General features: G+C 29.1%; 21 protein-coding genes. 2 read left to right on the forward strand and 19 right to left on the reverse strand.

Annotation, left to right across the window (positions count from 1 at the left end):
- Window positions 1-15: 15 nt before the first annotated feature.
- The gene (locus Q5O29_RS11920) at window positions 16-849 is read right to left on the reverse strand and encodes an Mrp/NBP35 family ATP-binding protein (RefSeq protein WP_022213164.1); all 834 of its coding nucleotides are present in this window, start codon (window positions 847-849) and stop codon (window positions 16-18) included.
- Window positions 850-1068: 219 nt separating this feature from the next.
- Between Q5O29_RS11920 and Q5O29_RS11925 the strand changes: the two genes are divergently transcribed.
- Window positions 1069-1725 carry a hypothetical protein gene (locus tag Q5O29_RS11925; protein ID WP_022213165.1) on the forward strand — a complete coding sequence of 219 codons (657 nt, stop codon included), beginning with the start codon at window positions 1069-1071 and terminating at the stop codon, window positions 1723-1725.
- Window positions 1726-1803: 78 nt separating this feature from the next.
- On the opposite strand, the gene Q5O29_RS11930 is transcribed toward Q5O29_RS11925, so the two are convergent.
- From Q5O29_RS11930 to Q5O29_RS11955, 6 genes are all read right to left on the reverse strand, one after another.
- Entirely contained in the window at window positions 1804-2634 is an 831-nt protein-coding gene (locus Q5O29_RS11930) for a carbohydrate ABC transporter permease (RefSeq protein ID WP_022213166.1), read from the reverse strand.
- The gene (locus Q5O29_RS11935) at window positions 2634-3476 is read right to left on the reverse strand and encodes a carbohydrate ABC transporter permease (RefSeq protein ID WP_022213167.1); all 843 of its coding nucleotides are present in this window, start codon (window positions 3474-3476) and stop codon (window positions 2634-2636) included. The genes Q5O29_RS11930 and Q5O29_RS11935 overlap by 1 nt, the downstream gene beginning before the upstream one ends.
- A 102-nt stretch (window positions 3477-3578) precedes the next feature.
- Window positions 3579-4943: an ABC transporter substrate-binding protein gene (locus tag Q5O29_RS11940; RefSeq protein WP_022213168.1), complete on the reverse strand. Its 1365-nt coding sequence runs from the start codon at window positions 4941-4943 to the stop codon at window positions 3579-3581.
- Between the two features lie 302 nt (window positions 4944-5245).
- Window positions 5246-6583: an alpha-amylase family glycosyl hydrolase gene (locus tag Q5O29_RS11945; RefSeq protein ID WP_022213169.1), complete on the reverse strand. Its 1338-nt coding sequence runs from the start codon at window positions 6581-6583 to the stop codon at window positions 5246-5248.
- A gap of 149 nt (window positions 6584-6732) precedes the next feature.
- Window positions 6733-8298 carry a C40 family peptidase gene (locus tag Q5O29_RS11950; protein ID WP_022213170.1) on the reverse strand — a complete coding sequence of 522 codons (1566 nt, stop codon included), beginning with the start codon at window positions 8296-8298 and terminating at the stop codon, window positions 6733-6735.
- A gap of 296 nt (window positions 8299-8594) precedes the next feature.
- Window positions 8595-10130, reverse strand: a complete 1536-nt coding sequence (locus Q5O29_RS11955; RefSeq protein ID WP_022213171.1) for a carbohydrate-binding domain-containing protein — start codon at window positions 10128-10130, stop codon at window positions 8595-8597.
- A 239-nt stretch (window positions 10131-10369) separates the two neighbouring features.
- On the opposite strand from Q5O29_RS11955, the gene Q5O29_RS11960 reads away from it, so the two are divergent.
- A complete protein-coding gene (locus Q5O29_RS11960) occupies window positions 10370-11293 on the forward strand; it encodes a polyphosphate polymerase domain-containing protein (RefSeq protein WP_022213172.1) in 924 nt (307 codons plus the stop codon).
- Between the two features lie 67 nt (window positions 11294-11360).
- Here Q5O29_RS11960 and Q5O29_RS11965 read toward each other — a convergent pair whose 3' ends face one another.
- From Q5O29_RS11965 to Q5O29_RS12020, 12 genes are all read right to left on the reverse strand, one after another.
- The gene (locus Q5O29_RS11965; RefSeq protein ID WP_186835686.1) at window positions 11361-11537 is read right to left on the reverse strand and encodes a hypothetical protein; all 177 of its coding nucleotides are present in this window, start codon (window positions 11535-11537) and stop codon (window positions 11361-11363) included.
- 153 nt (window positions 11538-11690) lie between these two features.
- A complete protein-coding gene (locus tag Q5O29_RS11970) occupies window positions 11691-14075 on the reverse strand; it encodes an ABC transporter permease (RefSeq protein WP_022213174.1) in 2385 nt (794 codons plus the stop codon).
- Window positions 14076-14744: an ABC transporter ATP-binding protein gene (locus Q5O29_RS11975; protein WP_022213175.1), complete on the reverse strand. Its 669-nt coding sequence runs from the start codon at window positions 14742-14744 to the stop codon at window positions 14076-14078. It abuts the gene before it with no gap.
- A 146-nt stretch (window positions 14745-14890) separates the two neighbouring features.
- Complete coding sequence (locus Q5O29_RS11980; RefSeq protein WP_022213176.1) at window positions 14891-16129, reverse strand: sensor histidine kinase KdpD; 1239 nt, start codon at window positions 16127-16129, stop codon at window positions 14891-14893.
- A 4-nt stretch (window positions 16130-16133) separates the two neighbouring features.
- On the reverse strand, window positions 16134-16823 hold the full coding sequence (locus Q5O29_RS11985) for a response regulator transcription factor (protein WP_022213177.1): 690 nt from the start codon (window positions 16821-16823) through the stop codon (window positions 16134-16136).
- A gap of 84 nt (window positions 16824-16907) precedes the next feature.
- Window positions 16908-17234, reverse strand: coding sequence for a thioredoxin family protein (locus Q5O29_RS11990; protein WP_022213178.1), 327 nt, complete (start codon window positions 17232-17234; stop codon window positions 16908-16910).
- Window positions 17235-17368: 134 nt separating this feature from the next.
- Window positions 17369-18157 carry a tryptophan synthase subunit alpha gene (gene trpA, locus Q5O29_RS11995; RefSeq protein WP_022213179.1) on the reverse strand — a complete coding sequence of 263 codons (789 nt, stop codon included), beginning with the start codon at window positions 18155-18157 and terminating at the stop codon, window positions 17369-17371.
- Window positions 18150-19337 (reverse strand): tryptophan synthase subunit beta, encoded by a 1188-nt coding sequence (gene trpB, locus Q5O29_RS12000; RefSeq protein ID WP_022213180.1) that lies wholly within the window; start codon window positions 19335-19337, stop codon window positions 18150-18152. Before trpB ends, trpA begins: the two co-directional genes overlap by 8 nt.
- Window positions 19321-19944: a phosphoribosylanthranilate isomerase gene (locus Q5O29_RS12005; RefSeq protein WP_022213181.1), complete on the reverse strand. Its 624-nt coding sequence runs from the start codon at window positions 19942-19944 to the stop codon at window positions 19321-19323. The genes trpB and Q5O29_RS12005 overlap by 17 nt, the downstream gene beginning before the upstream one ends.
- The gene (gene trpC / locus Q5O29_RS12010) at window positions 19935-20705 is read right to left on the reverse strand and encodes an indole-3-glycerol phosphate synthase TrpC (RefSeq protein ID WP_022213182.1); all 771 of its coding nucleotides are present in this window, start codon (window positions 20703-20705) and stop codon (window positions 19935-19937) included. The genes Q5O29_RS12005 and trpC overlap by 10 nt, the downstream gene beginning before the upstream one ends.
- A 1-nt stretch (window position 20706) precedes the next feature.
- Window positions 20707-21708, reverse strand: coding sequence for an anthranilate phosphoribosyltransferase (trpD, locus tag Q5O29_RS12015; RefSeq protein WP_022213183.1), 1002 nt, complete (start codon window positions 21706-21708; stop codon window positions 20707-20709).
- 4 nt (window positions 21709-21712) lie between these two features.
- Window positions 21713-22279 (reverse strand): aminodeoxychorismate/anthranilate synthase component II, encoded by a 567-nt coding sequence (locus Q5O29_RS12020; protein WP_022213184.1) that lies wholly within the window; start codon window positions 22277-22279, stop codon window positions 21713-21715.
- Window positions 22280-22343: the final 64 nt, after the last annotated feature.

The following is a 22343-nucleotide window of genomic DNA, read 5'->3' on the forward strand; positions in this document are numbered from 1 at the left end:
ATAGAGCTGCCTTTTTTATAGGAGTATTTTCTTTTTGCATTTACTTATTATTTTATCAATTATCGGATCAAATAAATCTAAAAGGTCTTCATTCTGCTCTGCAATACTATAATTTACAATTGATTTATGCATTGGAAGCTCACCTAATAAATCTACATTCATATCCTGCAAGAATTTTTCTGTATTCTCACCATCAAACATCCTAATTTTCTTGTCACAATCAGGACATTGTATATAACTCATATTTTCAATAACACCAAGTACTTCAATGTTCATTTTTCTAGCCATATTAATTGACTTTGATACTATCATAGATATCATATCTTGAGGTATAGATACCATTACAACACCCTTTATAGGAATTGATTGCATTACAGTTAGTGGTACATCACCAGTACCTGGTGGCATATCTATTATTAAGTAATCTAGTTCTCCCCAATATACTCCTGTCCAGAACTGATTAACAATCCCTGTAATGGCTGGCCCTCTCCAAATCACAGCTTCATCTTCTTTTTCAACCACTAAATTAAGAGACATAACTTTAATTCCTTCAACAGTTTCTACTGGATAAATAAGCTCTTCAGTTCCCCTAGCTCTTTCATTTTCTATATGAAATAATCTTGGTATACTAGGTCCTGTTATATCAGCATCTAAAACCCCAACTTGATATCCTCTAGCTGCTAATTCTTTTGCTATCATAACTGACATTGTTGATTTCCCAACTCCACCTTTACCGCTCATTACTCCAATTATATTTTTAATCTTATTTTGTGAATTATTTACTATTCCACAGCTTTCTTCATCTTTACCACATGTTCCTTTACTTGGACAACTATTACAGCTTCCCATAGTAATCACCTCTTATCTATTGAATTCAATATAAATTTTATTTTATTCTTCTTATATATGGTTGTCAAACAATAGCTATCATACAGAATACATGTCATTATATCACTTATAGATATTATTTGCTAAATATAGCATAACTATCATTTATTAATTATACCTAATAATTTTTATAATTTTACATAAAATAATTTATATTAATTAATATAAGGAGTAAATTTTATGAAAAAATTATTAATTACATTTTTAATAGGAGTTGCTTGTACAACTGCATTTCTTCCATCTTTACATAGTACTGCCTCATGCATGAGCATTACTAATCACTCTGCTCCTGCCTCTAAAGATTATTATAAAGATAGGGCTGCAGTGCACATCACAGATTTAAAAGATGAGTTTTCTATACTCACCTCATCTGGCATTAATGATGTAGATTTTCTTAATTCAGAAATTGCAGTACTTAGAACAACCATTTACATTTCAGCTTTAATTCAAAGTTATATAACAGATGAACAACTTATTGATCTTGCAGAAGAAATTGTACAGCAAAATAGTGGTATTATACGTGAAAGTAGAATACTAATAGATAAACTTTCTATTTCTGAAAAATCAAATTCTACTAACAATGAAAATTATGTAAAATCATCAAAGGAAATTACTGATGCACTATTTACTAATTTAAGCAAAATAAATCCTGATGAAAGCGACTCTTTGACTTATATAAATCAAGTTCAATACCTTATTGAAGCCTCAAAATCTCTAGCTAACTTAATAAATAAATCTACTGAAAATAATATTATCAAGGAAATGGCTGAAGATATAATTAATAATGCAGATAATAATCTTGAAACAATAACAGAAATAAAGCCAGCCTTTAACTAATTGATTATAATATGAAGAAAGTCATAATTGACTTTCTTCATATAGTTTTCTTTTCATTATCTATTATCAATTACTCCACTATCCTTTAACTGCTCCTGCTGCTACTCCTTCAATAATATATTTCTGACAAGTTAAATAGAATATTATTATAGGTATAATTGCTAATACTAATACGGCCATCATTGCACCCATATCAATTGCGCCATAACCGCCTCTTAAATATTGTACTGCCATTGGAATTGTTTTATAATCACTCTTTAATACTAAAGATGGTAGCAAATAATCATTCCATATCCACATTACATTTAATATTGCTACAGTAATACAAATTGGCTTTAATAATGGAAGCACTATTAAAAAAAATGTCTTTATAGGATTGCAACCATCTATCAAGGCTGCCTCTTCAATATCAATGGGAATTGACTTTACAAAGCCAGAAAACATAAATATTGAAAGTCCTGCTCCAAACCCAAGATAAAGTACTATAAGACCTATAGGATTATCTAAACTAAGCATATTAGCCACCTTACTCATAGTAAACATGACCATTTGGAATGGAACAATCATAGAAAATACAAAGATAAAATATAATGCTGTACTTACTTTGTTTTTAGCTCTAGTGATATACCAACCTGTCATAGAAGTAAACAATACAATTACAATTGTTGAAAAAAATGTTATGAATATTGACCAACCAAAGGCACTTAAAAAACCTGTCTTTGACAATCCATCAATATAATTTTGTACCCCTACAAATGTCTCAGCTGTAGGTAATTTAAAAGGAGCATCACTAATATAAAGCTTACCTTTAAAAGAATTAAATAATATTATAAATATAGGAGCAAGAAATATAACTGCCAGTATTACTAATAATATATAAATAACTATATTACTTTTTTTGCCTTTCATTAACTTTCAACCTCCTTCTTCCTAGTAATATTTAATTGAATAATCATTATTATAGCAACTATAATAAAAAATATTACTGCTTTTGCCTGTCCTACTCCTTCCCAGCCATTCCTACTATAGAATGTTTTATAAATATCCAAAGCTAACATTGATGTTGCTCCAGATGGTGCACCATCTGTTAAGGCCAAGTTCTGATCAAATAACTTAAAAGCATTAGATATAGTTAAAAAAAGACATATTGTAACAGAAGGCATAACTAATGGAATTGTAACCTTTCTTAAGATTTGTGATTTTGAAGCACCATCAATCTTAGCTGCTTCAATTAAATCATTAGGTATATTTTGAATTCCAGCAATATAAATTATCATCATATATCCTATAAGCTGCCAATTCATCATTATAACTAAACCCCAAAACCCATAGCTAGCACTATATGTTAAATTCACATTAAAGTGACTTAATACACCATTAATTATTATTTGCCATATATACCCTAAAACAATTCCTCCAATTAAATTGGGCATAAAGAAAATAGTTCTAAATACATTAGTGCCTTTTAATTTCCTAGTTAATAAATAAGCAAAGGTAAATGCCAATATATTTACTGTTATAGTTGAAACAACAGCAAACTTAACTGTAAAAAATAGTGCATTAATAAATTCATCATTTGAAAAAACCTTTATATAATTACTTAATCCTACAAACTGTGCATCAGCTACTGTTGTAAACTTAGTAAAAGATAAGTAAATCCCCATTATAAAAGGTACTAGAAAAGATATACAAAAAGCTACAAAAGTAGGCAATACAAAAAAAGCAAAATACTTCTTTAAAATCTTCTGCACAAGAATCCCTCCTTAATTAATCGATAATTGATAATTAAGGATGAAACTCCTTAATGACTTTCCTCCTCAATTATCAATTTTCTATTTTTAATTATCAATTAACTACTGTGCTTTTTCTAACTTCCAATCATCTTTTACTGTTTTAACTACATAATTCCAATCTTGAGTCCCTTGAACATACTCAAGTAATGCATCATTAAATGTCTCTTTAAATTTTTCACTTGGGAATGCTTGGAATATCCAATTTACATTTTTAATATTATCTTTCTCCATCCATTCCATAACTTGCTTTGACAATGGATCTAATGGTCTCTCATCTTCAGTAAAAGTATCAAATGGTGCTATAAATCCTAAATCACCAACAACATAAGATTTTCCTGTATCACTGGTAAATAGCCAGTTTATAAAATCTATTGAAGCTTGTTGTTCAGCTTCTGAAGCTTTACTATTAACTGCGAAATAGTTCTCTGTACCTATACATATACCTTGACTTTCTTCTCCCTCTATACCTGTATATATTGGCAAGAATTTTATATCATCTTGTTTAACAACATTACCATCAACATCTTTGATTTGTGCCCATGCCCAATTTCCATTTTGAACCATTGCACATTTACCTAAAGCAAATTCAGACATTGAATCATCAACACTCTTATTTCCTAAAAGTCCTTTTTCAGTACAAGAATTATCTAAGTATAAATCAAAAATATTTTTATATTTATCATTATATTTAAATTCTACTGTATCTGATGCAAGACCAGTATCTATAATTTGTGTATCATCTTCACTTTCATCTTTAAACTCATAATAAAATGGTAGATTTGCTAAATGAGTATCCCAACGCCATCTATTTCCTGAAGACATAGATGTTGAAGCAAATACACCATCTATACCAAGTTCATCTTTATTAGCCTGCATATCTTCAACAACTTCTTTTAATATATCAAAATTATTAATATCATCTACAGATGTAATATTTGTCTTTTTATTGGCAAGAGTTATATATTTGTCCATTATTTCCTGATTATAAATTATTCCATATCCCTCAACTGCATAAGGTATACCATAAACTCCATCTCCATCAGTTACTGCTAGAGATTTATCAGATAAATGACTATAAAGATCAGTATCTTTTAAATTTGCACAATAATCTTTCCAGTTATTATATCCTACTGGCCCATTTATTTGAAATATTGTAGGTGCTTCACTCTTGGCCATTTCTGACTTCAAAGTTTGCTCATAGTCTCCACTTGCAGCTGTTTCTACTTTAACTTTTACTCCAGTCTCTTTTTCATAGTCTTCAGCTACACTCTTATAAACATCAGCAATTTCTGGTTTAAAATTCAAAAAATAAATCTGTGCTGAATCTCCTCCATTTCCTTCTTCACTGCTTCCTCCACATCCAACTAAAGAACTGGCAACCATAGACATAACAACTCCAGCTGCTACTAATTTTTTATTAACCATAAAACATACCCTCCATATTTTATATTTAAAATTTATTCCATATGGAATAAATCTTACTTGCAAACCTCCAGTAACGATTTCATTTATTGAATCATAATAATTATTTAATCTCTTTATACAATATATAACTTTATGTAAAAAAATATTAATACTAAAAATAATTTATTTTATTTTTATCAGTTTGTTGAAAAAAAGAGGATGTGGCATTAAGAATAAATAATACAATATATTGTGTTGATTTTTAATTATTAAAACAATATATTGTATATAAAATTTTTAGTGCGACAGCCCCCTTTTTTCTTTTATATAGAATTATCTTTACTGATTATTAATGCTCCATATGGCTCTATAGATATATTTCCATCTATGCTAATTTCTTTTCCACTTAATAAATCTATTGCCTTATGAAAACTAAAATTGTAATTAATATCTACATTTTTATCATCTAAATTTAGGGCAACATATATTTCCTGTTCTTTAAACTTTCTTAAAAAGACAAATTGTTCATTTCTTATAATGATGGGACTATATGTTCCGTGCCTTATAGCCTGGCTTTTACTTCTTATCTCACCTAAATCACATATTAATTTAAAAAGTTTCTTATTTCCATCTTTTAAAGTATCTATATTTAACTCTGGTCTTAATGGTAAATCAGTATTCTTTCCCTTTATAGCCTTTATGCCATATTCACTACCATAATATATACTAGGAATTCCCGGCATAGTATAAAGCAATGTGTAAATATTATATATATGCTCTGGATTTTTTATTACACTAGCAAGTCTATTTACATCATGATTATCTACAAAGTTATATAAACATAACTTTTCATAGATTCCGCCTTTTTCAAACTGCCTTCTAAATGAATGAGCTATTTCAAAATAATTTCTATCATTATGACTGGAATATAACCCCTTATAACACTCATAATTAGTAGTTGTATGAAGCATTTCATCATTAGCCCATCTTGAATAATCTCCATGAATAACTTCTCCCATAAGCCACAAGTCTTCCTTTTTATAATTTATATGATTTCTTAATTTTTTAAAAAAACTAAAATCAATACTATCTGCTGCATCTATTCTCACTCCATCTATTTTAAATTCATCGACCCAAAAATCTAGTGCCTTAAAAAGATATTCACACACTTCTTCATTCCATACATTAAGTTTCACTAAATCAAAACATCTATTCCATGGCTCATAATAAAAACCATCGTTCTCTGGAGTGTTGCCATTAAAATTTAAATTAACAAACCAACTACAATATCTAGACTTGTCTCTATTTTCTTGCAAATCTTTAAAGGCAAAAAAATCTCTTCCTACATGATTAAAAACTCCATCAATAACAATCTTTATATCATTATCATGTAGCTTATCACATAATTCTTTAAAATCTTCATTTGTCCCTAATCTCTTATCTATTTTAAAATAATCTATTGTATCATATCCATGATACGTAGATTCAAATACTGGTCCTAGATATACTGCATTTACCTTCATTTCTTTTAAATGTGGTATAAATTGTATAACTTTCTTTAGTCTATTTTTCTCTTGATATTCTTTACCTGGTTCTAATACTCCACAAAATCCTAATAAAAATAATTCATAAAAAATACATTCACCTATCCATGAAACCATTTTTTATCTACTCCTATTTAATTATTACTATAAATATTTATATGTTTATATATAATCTATATATTACTTTTATCTATATAATGACAAAAGGATTAAGCTTATTTATATACTTAATCCTTTTTAATAAATATTTTTTATATTATAAATAATTAACTTAAAACTCTTCTAGCTCTGCTTACATAACTCCAAGGAACATTTCTTATTTTAACAAAGTCTCCTGTATTTGAAGATTCTATCCATTGATTATCACCTATATACATACCAACATGTCCAAGATCAGCACTAAACAATAAATCTCCTGGCTGAACACCGCTTAATTGTATTTCAATACCAGCATTTATTTGAGAATAAGTAGTTCTACCAATATTTATTCCAGCTTGAGCAAATCCCCATTGCATTAATCCAGAGCAATCAAATGCACGATACCCTTGATTCACATATCCTTCAGCATGAATATACTCACCATATGCTGCATCTTCAGGAAATCTAACCTTCAATTCATTTAGTGAATTAGTGGTAAGATATTCTCCTGATCCACCCCATACATATGGTGCACCTACTTGCTCCTTCATAGCATTTAAAACTATATTATATGCTTCTGAATTTGAAATATTTTCTGAACCTGTAGTATTTCCTTCTGATGAATCTTCATTTAAAGTGCCACCTATTCCAACTTTTATGTAATCTGAATGTACATATCCTGTTGAATTTCTATAATTGATCTCATACCAATTTCCCTCTTCTCCAACAATTTCTACTGCTTCACTATTTACTAGATATCCTAAAACAATAGCACTAGAAGATGGACTTTGACGCACTCTTAAATTTGATCCTTCAACATTAACAACATATCCACTTCTTATTGAAGCATTATTATCTGATTCTGTTTCTGATGAATACTTATTTAATGTAATATACTCTTTACTCACATAAGCAATGGAATTATTATATAATATCTTATACCAATTTCCTTCTTCTCCTATTATATTAACTGCATCTCCTTCATATATATTACCTAAAATAGTTGATGAAATTGATGCTCCTTCACGTATTCTAAGAGCTATATTGCCTAAATCATAAGCATATCCTACAGCTGTTATTGAAGAACTTCCTGAATCATTTTTTGAATTTCCGCCATTACTTGTACTTCCTATAGAAACATAATCTGCACTTACATAGCCATATCCCCCATTATATTGGATCTTATACCAGCTACCTTCAACAGCCACAATAGATACTGTAGAGTTATCTAACACATATCCTATAATTGATGAATCTAAAGAAGCTCCACTTCTTACTCTTAAATTAGGAGCTGCATCATATACAGTTCCTGTATATATAACATCATATGTGGTAGATGATGAACCTGCTGATATTTCATCAACATAATCTTCAAATACATATCCTACTATATCATTATATTGTATTTGATACCATTGATCACTTTTTGATATAATATTAAATCTTGTTCCTTCAATCATAGTTCCTAAAACTTCTGAAGATGTTGATGCTGCTGCTCTAATCCTTAAATATGTTGAGTCAACATTTACAACTTGTCCCTTATTTGATGATCTGCTATTAATATTTTGCTCATGACCATCATTTGATAAATCATCAGTAAGTTCTACCGCATGAGCTTTTACTGAATTTAAAGCTAATATTCCACCAATTACTCCTGATATTGCTATAATTTTTTTAATTTTTCTTTTCTTCATACTAATATTTTCCACCCCACTTATTTAACATTTAATTCTCGTAAAATTTTAACTTTTCTTTAAAGTATTTATTTTACCATGTTTTTACCGTTTTTTCTATGGAATTTTTTATATTATTTTACATTTATGTATGTTTTTTTATTTGTTAAGTGTATATTAAAATATTTTTCAACAATATAATCTTAAACCTTTTATAAAGCATAACAAAAAAAGGCTTTTATATAAGATATTTGCTATTTTATACAAAAACCTTTATTTATAATTATACTTCATAGATTAATTTTTATAATTAATCTCTACCTTGGTGGTCTTCCTCCCCCTTGCATGCCACCCATGCCACCTGGTGCTCTCATTCCGCCTGAAACTCCTTCTGTTGCTCCTGTGCTTGAAACTGTCATTACCGAACTAGAAAGAGTAAAATTTGTAAGCTCTGTTCCACTTGTTGCAATTCCATCAGTATATAGTCCATTACTTTCACTACCAGAATTATTTCCTCCATAATATACAGAATAACTTGAGCCTATAACCAATTCTGGCGTAGAAATTATCACTGATTGACAGGTCTTGCTTGGCATAATAGAATCTATTCCATCACCAGCTGCATTAATCCCATCATCACTAGCCACTAAATTAATATTTCCATCATTTACAGTAATATGTGCTGCTTCTAACCCTTCATAACTATCTGTAATATTTATATCACCACCATTTATTTCCAAAACATTATCAGCATGAATTCCATCATCGCCTGATTTTATATGAAATATTCCAGTATTTATCATTACAGTATCATTAGTATGAATACTATCATCAGCTGAATCTATATTTATATTTCCACCATCAACTGTTAAAGCAGTACCTGCTTTAAGTGCTTTGGCACTTCCTGTCTCACTGCTAGATGAACTACTTGTATTTGAAGGATTTGCCCATGGGCCCATTTGGAAACTTTCAGCATGAGTAGCTGCATTACTGCTTCCCCCTCCTGAAACTATATTAATATCTCCATCAGAAATTGTCAGCGTTGTTTCTGCTTGAATTCCATCTCCGCCAGAAGTTATATTTAAACTTCCACCTTCAATTATTATATATCCTTTGGTTGTATCTTCTGTATTATCAGACTTAACACCATCTCCTGTGGAATTTACAGTTATCTCTCCACCTTTTATAGTAATAGAATCCTTACCTTTTAATCCATTGTTTACTGCTGTTACATTTACTGTTCCTGCCGTAATCTTTAAATCATCCTTACTGGCAATACCATTATTGTAGTTTCCAACAACATTAAGTGTTCCATTTCCATTAATAGTTAAATCATCTTTACTAAATATACATGCACTTGGTTCATCTGTTACTGTTCCATCATCATTTAGCTCTTCATATAGATACTCACTTCCATCACTAAGATAATTTTCACTATTATCTGCTAAAGTTATAATAGTATTCTTGGCACTTTTAACATATATAGGTGCACTATTACTACAAGAAATATCTACTCCATTGAAAACTATATAGACATTGATCTCATCAGCTGAATCAACTATTATTTGACCATCTTCTAAGGTACCGCTTACTTCATATGTACCACCTGAATTAATGGTAATTGTCTTATCTACTACCTCAACACCATCCCCCTCTGCACTTATACTATTATTACTTAAAGTTATTTTAGCTTTTACATCTGCACTAGCTGATTCATCGCTACTATCACTGACTGATACATTGGTATTGCTTGAAGCAGCAGATTTGGAAGATTCATTAGTATTATTGGAACACCCCATAGCTGTTACTGCAATAGCAGATACTATTAACATTGATAAAAATTTCTTTTTCATATATATCCTCCTAATAAAGATTATTATCTTACTTTAATCTTTTTATTGTTAAATACTTTTTAAATTTGTTTACTTTTCTTTAATTAATGCCATTATATATTATTTTTTTCTAAAAAAAGTAAAATTTACATTAACTTTAGATTGATTTCATACTAACTTTTAAAAGACCATTTATGATACAAATATGGATTTAATTTCAGCAATATCCAAATAAAAATTTAATAAGGAGGTCCTACAAAATGGCCATTAAGTCATTTAAAAGATATGAAAAAAAGTATCTTTTAACTGGTGAGCAATATGAAAAGCTTATTCCAAGATTACTTGAATATATGAAAATGGATGATCACTGTGTTAATAACAGTTACAGTATTTACAATATATATTATGATACTGATGATAATTCAGTAATTAGACATTCTATTTCCAAACCATACTATAAAGAAAAACTTAGATTAAGAAGCTACAAGATTCCTCAGTCTCCTTCTGACAAAGTATTTCTTGAATTGAAGAAAAAAATAAATAAAATTGTTAATAAACGAAGGGCCATAATTACTTTAGAAGAAGCTTATAACTTTCTTGAATTTGGTGAAAGACCAAAATGCACTGATTTTATTACAGAACAAGTTATAAACGAAATTGAATATTACTTAAGTCATACAAAGGTAAATCCTACTATCTATATTGGATACAATAGAATTGCCTTCTTTGGCAAAGAAGATAAGGACTTTAGACTTACCATAGATTCAAAAATCATTACCCGCCGTGAAGATTTATTTTTAGAAAGCGGCTGTCATGGAACAGATATATTGAAACCTAATGGATATGCAGTAATTTTCACTATTATCCTTTGTGCAGTAATGATAATTTTAGATAGCCTTAATTTTGCTATGCCTAAATCTAAGGCAATGGTACTAAAAATAACAGTACCTGAAGACTTAAACTTTGAAGGTGTATTTGATGAAATATTAAATACAAATACTACATCATGGAATATGGTAAAAGTTAGAACTAGAGATTTTGGTGCTTTATATGAATTAAATTACTCTATTCATCTTAAAAATGATGTTAATCAAAAAAAATTCATCGATTCATTAAGGGTAAGAAATGGTAACTTAAATATCTCTCTTACATCTTGCGGATCAGAAGATAAAATATTTAACTAAATTCAAAAGGAGCTGATAAACACTATCAGCTCCTTTTTAGCAATATACAATATGCTAATTCTTATTATTAATCTTTATATTTTGATAAAGTTCCACATGCACCATTTAGTGAAGTTATTGCTTGTTGAATAACAGCTTTATTTTCTGCCTTTTCTGCATTGCCTAAAGCTTGTTGTAATGAACTAACTGCTGACTGCACTGATGTCATGCTTTGATCAACATATTGTTTTGCTTTTCCAGGCAATCTCATCATCTCCTTATTACTTTTCTTGATATTATATTGCCCTGCTCTTAAAAAATTATACATACTATTTATACTATATAAATTTTCTTAACTCCTTAACTCCCTAACTCCCTAACTCCCTAACTCCTTAACTTCTTAACTCCTTAACTTTCCCTACTCGCTATATCTTATCCTATCTACTAAAGAATCCTTCTTAAAATTATTTGTAACCATATAAGTAATTAATATTTGTACTAAAGTAATTGCCACTATCATAATAATTGTTTGTGTTAAAGGATAATCATATATTGCATATGATGCTCCTGTATTTCTAAAAATAATTACAGCAATATATCCTAAAATATTTCCTAAAGTTAAAGTAATTAAAAGAGTTCCCACAGTATAAAATAAGCCTTCAATTTGTAGCATTTTTACCAGTTGCTTGTCTGAAAGTCCAATGGCTTGTAATATACCAAGCTCTCTTTTTCTTGTTATTATACTTGTTATCATTGTATTTATTAAGTTCATCAAACCTATAACACCTATGATAATTACAAGAGAATATATAAGTACACTGGTTATAGCCATACTCTTTTTATAAGTTTCTATAGAATCTTCCAAAGTCCCATAGCTCAGATATTCATCATTATCTGTGATGTTTTTAATTTCTTCTTCCACAGACTTTAACATATCCTTTTTAACTTCTAAGCCTACTCTTATGGTGGTATCTGTTTTTATTAAAGAATCCATCACACTTTCAGGAATCCTAATGGACGCTCCCCCTATATCAACTAAAGCTAATACAGTAAATTCCTTCTTATAAGAATCTTTTCCATCATAAATAGTAATTACTTGCGTACTACCTACCTTTATCCCAAATTCTTTTGCATATGATGGATGAGTATATACTAATCCTTCTCCACTTTCTAGCGCTTCTTTATTTATTTCTCCCTCAACTAAATGCTCTGATAATTCATCATAAAACTCTTTATCAAATCCTTGTATATCTTCTAAATTCTTTTCTCCAGCACCAATATCAATACTTGCCCAAGCTGACTTTTCCATATTTATTTTTTTAACACCTGGAATATTTTCTAGTCTCTCACACATTTCTTTTCCTAATGGATTATTGGCTTGAATATCATATAAATTATTACTGCCATCTTCATTCCAATCATAATTATCTAAGTATACCGTTATATCTCCTAATGAATGATCTTTTGCCATATTTTCTGGATTCATACAATTCATTATTGTTGATGCTACTATAAATAATATCCCACTTAAGGAAAGAGATAATAGTGTTATTACTGTCCTTTTCTTATTTCTTGATAAATTTGCAAAAGTTATTTTCTTTAAATTTATCTCTTCATATCCTTTTCTTTTTTTCTGCTTGCTGTCATTACCATCATATCTCATAGCCTCCACCGGTGAAATATTGCATGCCATCTTCATAGGTTTTAAAAGAGATAATAATACTGAAATTACTGTTATTACTGCAACACCTATAGCAATAAAAATATTCATTCCACCTACGCCATACCTATCCATTTTTAAAGCTTTTAAGATGACTACCTGGCCAATTAAATAACCAATAGCAATTCCTAGTGGTATAGAAATACAGCTTAAAATAAATCCTTCTCTTAAAATTATCTTTCTTATCTGTCGTTTAGTTGCCCCAACAGCTCTTAGTTTTCCATATTCATGTACTTTATTAATTACTGAAACATAAAAAATACTATAAATAACTAGCATACTTGATAAAATAATTATTAAAGCAACTATAATTCCTCCTGCTATAACCTGGGGATCTGGATTAGATGCATTTATATAATCTGTATTTATTCTTACATCATATTCTTCTATGCCCATATTCTTAGCAATGGAAAGTATGCTTTCCTTCACCTCATCAGCTGTTAACTTTTTAGGTTTAACAATATTTATATAAACATTATATTTAGTATTTTCATCTACTTCTTCACTTACAAAATATGATTTTGATATAATTGCCGAATAACTTTTTTGTGCCTTACTAATATCAGATGTTTGCAAAATACCACTTAAAATAAACTCTTTTTCTTTTATTTCTCCAGTACTTAAGGATTCATATGATAACTTTATTTTATCGCCAATTTTTGCACCATTATTTAATAAATTTAAGTATCCACTTTCAATGGCTATTTCATTTTCTTTTTCTGGCATGTTTCCATCTTCAAACTTTATATTGGCCATATTCTTTATTGTATTATCAGCATAAATTAATCCTAAATTGCTATCTTCATATTGTGATGTGCCAATAGCCTTATATATTCCATATTGATCAATACTGGCATTATTTTTTATAATATCGAGTTTATCTTTATTTACTCTTTTATAAATTCCCTCAAAGGAACCTGAATACTCAATAGTTGCAGCCTTATTGGTTTTAAGCCAATTGTTACAAATAATTCCTACAGAAGTTAAAAGCGTAGTTGTGAGCATTATTGTTATACATATCAATACACTTTTAGCTTTGCTACTTTTTAAATTTCCCTTAACAAGATTAGTTAATGTTTTCATTTATTCCACCACCTTGCCATCTTCAATGCAAATTATTCTATCTGCCATTTGGGCAATGCCTTCATCATGAGTTATCATCACTATAGTTTGATTATACTTTTTAGCTGTAAGCTTTAGTAAAGTTAATACTTCTTCTTCTGTCTTAGAATCTAAATTACCTGTAGGTTCATCTGCTAATATTATTGATGGCTTTGATGCTAACGCCCTGGCTATGGCTACCCTTTGTTGCTGTCCTCCTGATAAAGTATTTGGCATATTATGCTTCTTCTCCTTCAATCCTAATGTATCTAAAATATCATTGACAAAATCTTTATCTACCCTTCTTGAATCTAGCCCTATAGGAAGCACTATATTTTCCCATACGTTAATTGAAGGTATTAAATTATAATATTGAAAAATGAACCCTATCTTTCTCCTTCTAAATATAGCTAATTCTTCCTCTTTCATAGTTGATATATACTTATTATCTATAATAACCTCTCCTGATGTTGGTTTATCTAGCGCTCCTAGCATATGTAGAAGTGTACTTTTACCTGATCCTGATTTTCCAACTATAGCTACAAATTCACCTTGAAATATGTTGATATTAGTATTATCAATGGCTTTAACAATATTTTCTCCCTCTCCATAATATTTCTTTAAATTTATAGTTTGTAAAATTGTATTCATTTTTTTCTCCTTTTCATTAATTACTATATTTAAAGGATAATCTTCCTAGCTTTCATATAACTTTCAATTTCACTTACAATTTTGTAAGAATTGTATTTAGCTCTGAAATTATAAAAGATTGCTACACTGATAAGTGCAGCAATCTTTTATTTAGGTAGCATCAGCGTAAACTTACTTCCACTGCCAATTTTAGATTTTACTAGTATACTACCGCCTTGATCCTCAAAAATCTTCCTGGTTAGGTAAAGCCCTACCCCTGAACCTTCAATTCCTTTTTTTTCATGCTCTTTTCCTCTATAAAATCTCTTGAATATATTGTTAAATTCCTTTTTATCTATCCCACTACCATTATCCTCTATATTTATTTTAATGAAATTTAAACTTTCCTCCATGGTTATGATTATCTTTCCACCTGGCTCTGTATATTTTATACCGTTATCTATCACATTAAAGATTGCTTCTTCTGTCCACTTATTATCATGAACTATTTGGTAGTCTTTTAAGATTTCCAAGATAATATCAATATTCTTATTTTGTGCCTTTATATAAGCGCTATTATAAGCTTTAATAACAGTATCTTTCAAACTACTTTTTACAGGCTTTAATTTAATCATTGCAGCTTCCAACCTTGAAATATTTACCAAACATTCAATAAGATTTTGTAATTTGCTGATATTTTTATTGCTCATAGCTAAGAACTCATGCTTTTCATCTAATGTTAATTCATCATCCTCTAAAATAGAATTACACATACTTAAAGATGCTAAAGGCGTCTTTAATTGATGTGATATATCTGTAACTAGAGCCTTTGAATCTTCTTTTTCATTTTCTAATTTGTCATAAGTATTACTAATATTTTTTCCTAGAATAGCAAGCTGATTATCGATTATATTTACTATGCCTTCCTTGCTAAATTCATCTTTATGTTCAAAATTCCCATCAATATAATTTCCTAAGGCTGTTGAAATTTTATATAAATATTTAAATACATATATGCAAATTATACATATGGCAATACAGCTTACTAAAAATACTATAGTTATAAAGATTACATTTCCCGCCATATATTCATTTACATATCTGTCACTTGCAAAACTTTCTATAATTTCATTAGTATAGCCATATTTATTAAGAATGTTTTCTCCGTATTCTTTATACTTTTCATCGTCATTAAAAATACTATTTAAAATATTTGCCTCATCATTGGGATACTTACTAGCTAAAGCACCAACAACCTGCTTATAAACTTCAGCCTTATCAGCATATATCTTTTCTAACTTATAATTTTGAAAAACGCCCCATGATGCTATTAACATAAGCAAAATTACTATACTTCCTAAAATAACTCTTCTAATAAATGAATTTGATTTGATACTTTCCAACATACTCTTAACTAATCTCCTCATTCCATCTATAGCCTATACCTCTTATATTTTTAATAAATACAGGCTCCGAAGGAATATCTTCTATCTTTTCCCTTAACCTTCTTATATTTACTGCCACTGTATTTTCATCTACAAAAGCACCATCTTTGTCCCAAAGTGCTTCAAGTAATTGTCCCTTTGTTACAATTTGACCTGAATTCTTTATTAGACGATTTAAAAGCTTATACTCATTTTTACTTAATATAACTTCTTCATTATTTATCAATAGTTTCATTTCCTCTGGATAAAAACTTAAGTTTCTGCATCTTATGATTCTTTTACTTTCTTCTCTTAAGGATGTCCTTCTCATTAAAGCATTAACCTTAGAAATAAGAACCATTAAACTAAATGGTTTTGTTATATAATCATCTGCTCCCAAATCATAGCCTGTAACCATATCTACTTCTTGATCCAATGCAGTAAGGAATATAAAAAGCACGTCACTATTTTGTCTAATTTTTTGGCAAAGTTCATATCCATCTCCATCTTCTAAAGTTATATCACTTATGACCAAATCAATCTTATTATTTTCAAATATAACAATAGCATCCTTTACTGTGGGGCTTGTTAGCACCTCATAGCCTTCCTTTTTCAATTTAAAGCTTATACCTCTACATAAAGATGCATCATCTTCTACCAATAATATTTTTTTCATTATTATTACTCCTTCTTATTCTTATATGGTAAAAATACTGTTATCCTTGTACCAATTTCTTTTTTACGTTCTTTATATTCATATTTAATTAAAAAGCATATGATAATACCTTCCTATGCTTTTCTCTAAATCTAGCAAATCAACATTCCTTCCTATCCTGATGCTTTCTCTTCCTTCAATGAATAAAATAAATACTGGCACCGAATATACATCATATTTAATTGCTAAGCTAATATTTTCCTCACCATTTACTTCTCCACCTAGAATTCTAGGAAATCTCTTCAATATCTCTTCTATTTTAACCTTTATTACTTCACAAGCAGAGCAAGAATTTCCTGTAAAATAAACCACAGCCATTGCATTATTCTTAATTAACTCTTCTATTTCTTTTTCATTATTTAACTTATTCATATATAATTAAACCTTTCTTAATTTTTTAATACTTGGAAAAAATCCAAAGAAAGTAGATATGTTATTATAAGTGCTATACCTTAATGCTCATACAAAAACCATCTACTCTCTTAATATATTTTATCCAATACCATTTAAAAGCTACTTTTTATTTTTTTAACAAATTCATATACGTCTTTTTTTCTTTCCTCAAAATCTTTTTCTTCACCAATCCTTCTTACTATAGCACTTCCAATAATAACTCCATCACAATATTCCTTAACAGCACCAGCTGTTTCTACTGATGAAATTCCAAAGCCTACACATATTGGAGTGTCTGTATTATTTTTTACTTCCTGTAAATATTCCTTTATATTGCTTGATACAGTGTTTTGTTCTCCCGTAGTTCCTGCATGAGATACACAATATACAAAGTCTTTTGAATTTGTTATTATTTTATTTATTCTTTCTTTTGATGTTGGTGCCACAAGAGGTATTAAATCAATATTATTATTTTCACATGCTTTTAGTAATTCTTCTCTTTCTTCTAGAGGTACATCAGGAACAATAATACCACTTACCCCTGCACTTTCCAAATCACTTAAAAACTTTTCAACACCTTTACAATAAACCACATTATAATAAACCATTATAATTACAGGTATATTAACTTTTGATGTTATATTTTCTACTGTTTTTATCATATTCTTTATATTAATTCCTGAAGTAAGTGCCCTATGATATGCATCTTGTATAATTGGTCCATCAGCAAGTGGATCACTAAAAGGTATTCCAAGTTCTACAATATCTGCTCCAGCCTTTTCTAAAACTTGTGCTATTTCAACTGTTTCATCTAAACTTTTATCCCCTAATGCAATAAATGGTATTAATGCTTTTTCATTTTTTTCTCTTAATTCTTTAAATTTTAAATCTATTTTATTCATTAATTGCTTCCTCCTTATTTTCATAACTTTCTATTATATCCATATCCTTATCTCCTCTTCCTGATAAATTTACTAATATAATTGAATCTTTTGAAAGAGTAGGAGCAATCTTCATGGCATATGCCACAGCATGAGAGGATTCTAATGCTGGTATTATTCCCTCTATTCTAGTTAATTTATAAAAAGCATTTACAGCTTCATCATCTGTTATTGCAGTATACTGAGCTCTTTTTATATCATTTAAATATGCATGCTCTGGCCCTACACCTGGATAATCAAGACCTGCTGATATAGAATGTACTGGTGCAATATTCCCATCATCATCGCTTATTACATAACTTTTCATACCTTGAAGTATTCCTTTTTTACCTACTGCAAATCTAGCTGCATGAAATTGTGTATGAAGTCCAAGGCCTCCTGCTTCTACTCCTATAAGCTTAACTTCTTTATCATTTATAAATGGATAAAATATTCCTATAGAATTACTTCCTCCACCAACTGCTGCTACTATATAATTAGGTAGCCTTCCTTCTGCCTCTAATATCTGATTTCTTGCTTCATCACCAATTATTCTTTGAAAATCTCTAACCATTGTTGGATAAGGATGTGGCCCTAAAGCTGATCCTAAAACATAAAAAGTATTATCTACATTAGTAACCCAATCTCTTATAGCTTCATTGACAGCATCTTTTAATGTTTTCGAGCCATTTTTTACAGAATTAACTTTAGCTCCTAAAAGCTTCATCTTTCTAACATTTGGAGCTTGTCTTTTTACATCTTCTTCCCCCATAAATATTTCACACTTCATATTAAACATTGCTGCCACTGTAGCTGTTGCCACACCATGTTGTCCTGCTCCTGTTTCTGCTATTATTCTATTTTTCCCCATTCTCTTAGCCAAAATAACTTGTCCTAAAACATTATTTATTTTATGAGCTCCAGTATGATTCAAGTCTTCTCTTTTTAAATATATTTTTGCTCCACCTAATTCTTTAGTTAAATTAGCTGCATAATATAATGCACTTGGACGTCCTACATAATCCTTTAAATATTTATTTAATTCATCTTTAAAGCTTTTATCATTTTTTGCCTTTTCATACTCTCTTTCTAATTCTTCCAATGCTCCCATTAATATTTCTGGTACATATTGACCACCATATTCATTAAATTTCCCTTTCATTATACCCTCTCACTTTCTCTATTATTTTTTTCATCTTTATATAAGATTTTTCTAAATTACCTTTTTCATTAATATCTTCTGCTCCTGATGATATATCAATTCCTTTTATATTTTTTATCTTTAAAGCATCATCTAAATTATTAATATTTAATCCACCTGCAAGAATAATTTCTTTATTTGTACTGATTTTTTCTATACTTGTCCAATCAAATACTTTTCCACTTCCAGGATTTAAAGAATCAATTATAACTTTATCAATTAAGTTTAGTTTCTCTTCACTATATTCTTTATAATTTATTCCTCTCCACACTTCACCTTTAAAAATATCCTTTATTCTTTTAACCATATACTCAGTTTCATTTCCATGTAGTTGTAAAATATCTATAGGAACTTTTTCTAATACATTTTTAATTTCCTCAAAACTATTATTTCTAAATACAGCTACAGTTTTTATTTCCTTATTCAAATACTTACATAATTGAAAAGCCTTTTCTTCATTTACCTTCCTTTTACTTTCTGCAAATACCAATCCTATATAATCTGGCTTTAATTCATTTACAAATTCAACTTCTCTTAATGTTGTTATTCCACAAATTTTTATTTGCATAAAAGTAAATTATTTAGTCCTTCTTTAAACTCTTCATTATTTAAATTTTTTATTAATGTTTCTCCTATAAGAACTCCATTAACTCCTAAAGCCTTCATATATTCAATATCTTCAATAGTTTTTAATCCACTTTCAGAAATTATTATTTTATTTTTAGGAATAAACTGTAATAAATTTCTTGTTGTAGCTAAATCTACAGTAAAATCTTTTAGATTTCTATTATTTATTCCTATAATATCTGCATCAATTTCTAAGGCCATCTCTAATTCATTCTTATTATGAACTTCAACTAATGCTGCTAATCCTAAATTCATCGCCGTTTCATAAAAATCTTTTAGCTTATCTCCTAATACTGCTACAATTAAAAGCACTGCAGATGCACCTAAATATGCAGCTTCATTTATTTGATACTTTTCAATTATAAAATCTTTTCTCAAAAGAGGCTTGTTTGTATTTGAAGATATATATTGCAAATATTCATTTTTTCCTAGGAAATACTCTTCTTCTGTTAGCACTGAATATGCTCCAATAGGAAGCTTTTCATATTCTTCTAGTATTTTATCAATTTGAAAATTCTCTAATATTATTCCCTTAGATGGAGAAGCTTTTTTAAATTCACCTATAACTGTAAAATCATTATTTATAAATGTATTTATAAATAAATTTTTACTATATTCAGCCTTTGGTAATTTTTTAAACTTAACTTTATCTATTGCTTTCAATCTTATTTCTTTTTTTGCTACTATTTCATCTAAAATCACATTACACCAACTCCTTTAACTGCTGATATTTTTTATAAGCTTTTCCTGAGTCAATTAATGCGTTAGTTAATACAAATCCATCATTAATACTATCTACTTTTTTCCCTGCAAAAAGTGCAGCCCCTGCATTTAATGCAACTATATCTCTTTTAGGTCCCTTTTGCCCTTTTAATATTGAAAGTATTATTTCTGCATTTTCCTCTGGTGTACCACCACTTATCTCCTCTATAGATACCTTTTCTATACCAAAATCCTCAGGACTTATTTTATATACTTTAGTTTTTCCATTGCAAATTTCGCACACTTTTGTTGATGATGTAGTTGTTATTTCATCTAATCCATCTTCACCATGTACAACTAAGCCTCTTTCAATACCTAATTTAACAAGTACTTCACCAATTTTATCTACTAAATCTCCATCAAATATTCCCATTAGTTGTCCTTTTATAGGTGCTGGGTTAGCAAGAGGTCCAATTAAATTAAATATAGTCCTTGTTCCAAGCTCTTTTCTTTCTTTTCCCACATTTTTCATTGCCTTATGATATTGCTGAGCAAATAAAAAACTCATATTATATTTTTTTAACTGTTTTATACTTTCTTCTGGTGATAAATCAGTTTTAATACCTAAAGCTTCTAAAACATCAGCACTTCCACTTTTACTTGATACAGCTCTATTTCCATGCTTAGCTACTTTTACTCCTGCTGCTGCAGCAATAATGGCAACTGCTGTAGAAATATTAAAGGTTTTTCCTCCATCTCCCCCTGTACCACAAGTATCAATTAAAAATTCTCCCTCCATATCTAGCTTAAGCATATTATCTCTCATACCTTTTACTGCCCCTGTTATTTCCTCAATGGTTTCACCTTTTGCTCTTAGCGCTGTTAAAAAACCGCCTATTTGACAGGAAGTTGCTTCCCCTTTCATTATTGTATTTATTGTTTTTCTCATTTCATCTTCACTAAGATTCTCATTATTAATAATTTTCTCAATTACCTCTTTCATAGCTCTAACACACATCCTTAAAAAAATTTTCTATTATCTTCTTTCCACAGCTTGTATATATTGATTCTGGATGAAATTGAACTCCATATATTTCATACTCTTTATGCTTTATTCCCATTATTTCTTTATCATCAGTTTCTGCAATTATTTCTAGTTCTTTTGGAAGACTTTCTCTTTCCACAATTAGTGAATGATATCTCATTACTTCTTCTTTTTCATTTATTCCTTTAAATAACTTTGACTTTTTCAAAGTAACTAAAGATCTTTTTCCATGAACAATTTCCTTTGCTCTAATAACATTGCCTCCAAAGCTTTCTGCAATTCCTTGGTGACCAAGGCAAACTCCAAGCATTGGATAAACCCCTTTAAATCTTTTTACCATATCTATTAATATTCCTGCATTTTCTGGTCTTCCTGGTCCAGGAGAAATTATTATACCTTTAGGATTTATTTCTTCTATTTCTTTTAAAGTTACCTTATCATTTCTAAATATTTTTACTTCATCATACTGTGCTAATATTTGATAGAGATTATAAGTAAATGAATCATAATTGTCTAATAAAACTATCATTTTAATACCTCCATTAATATTCTGTTAGTGTAAAGTTTTTTACACTATTTTTATTTTAAAATCT

The organism is Clostridium sp. CAG:265, assembly GCF_000436575.1.
GTDB classification, from domain to species: domain Bacteria; phylum Bacillota; class Clostridia; order Clostridiales; family Clostridiaceae; genus Clostridium; species Clostridium lentum.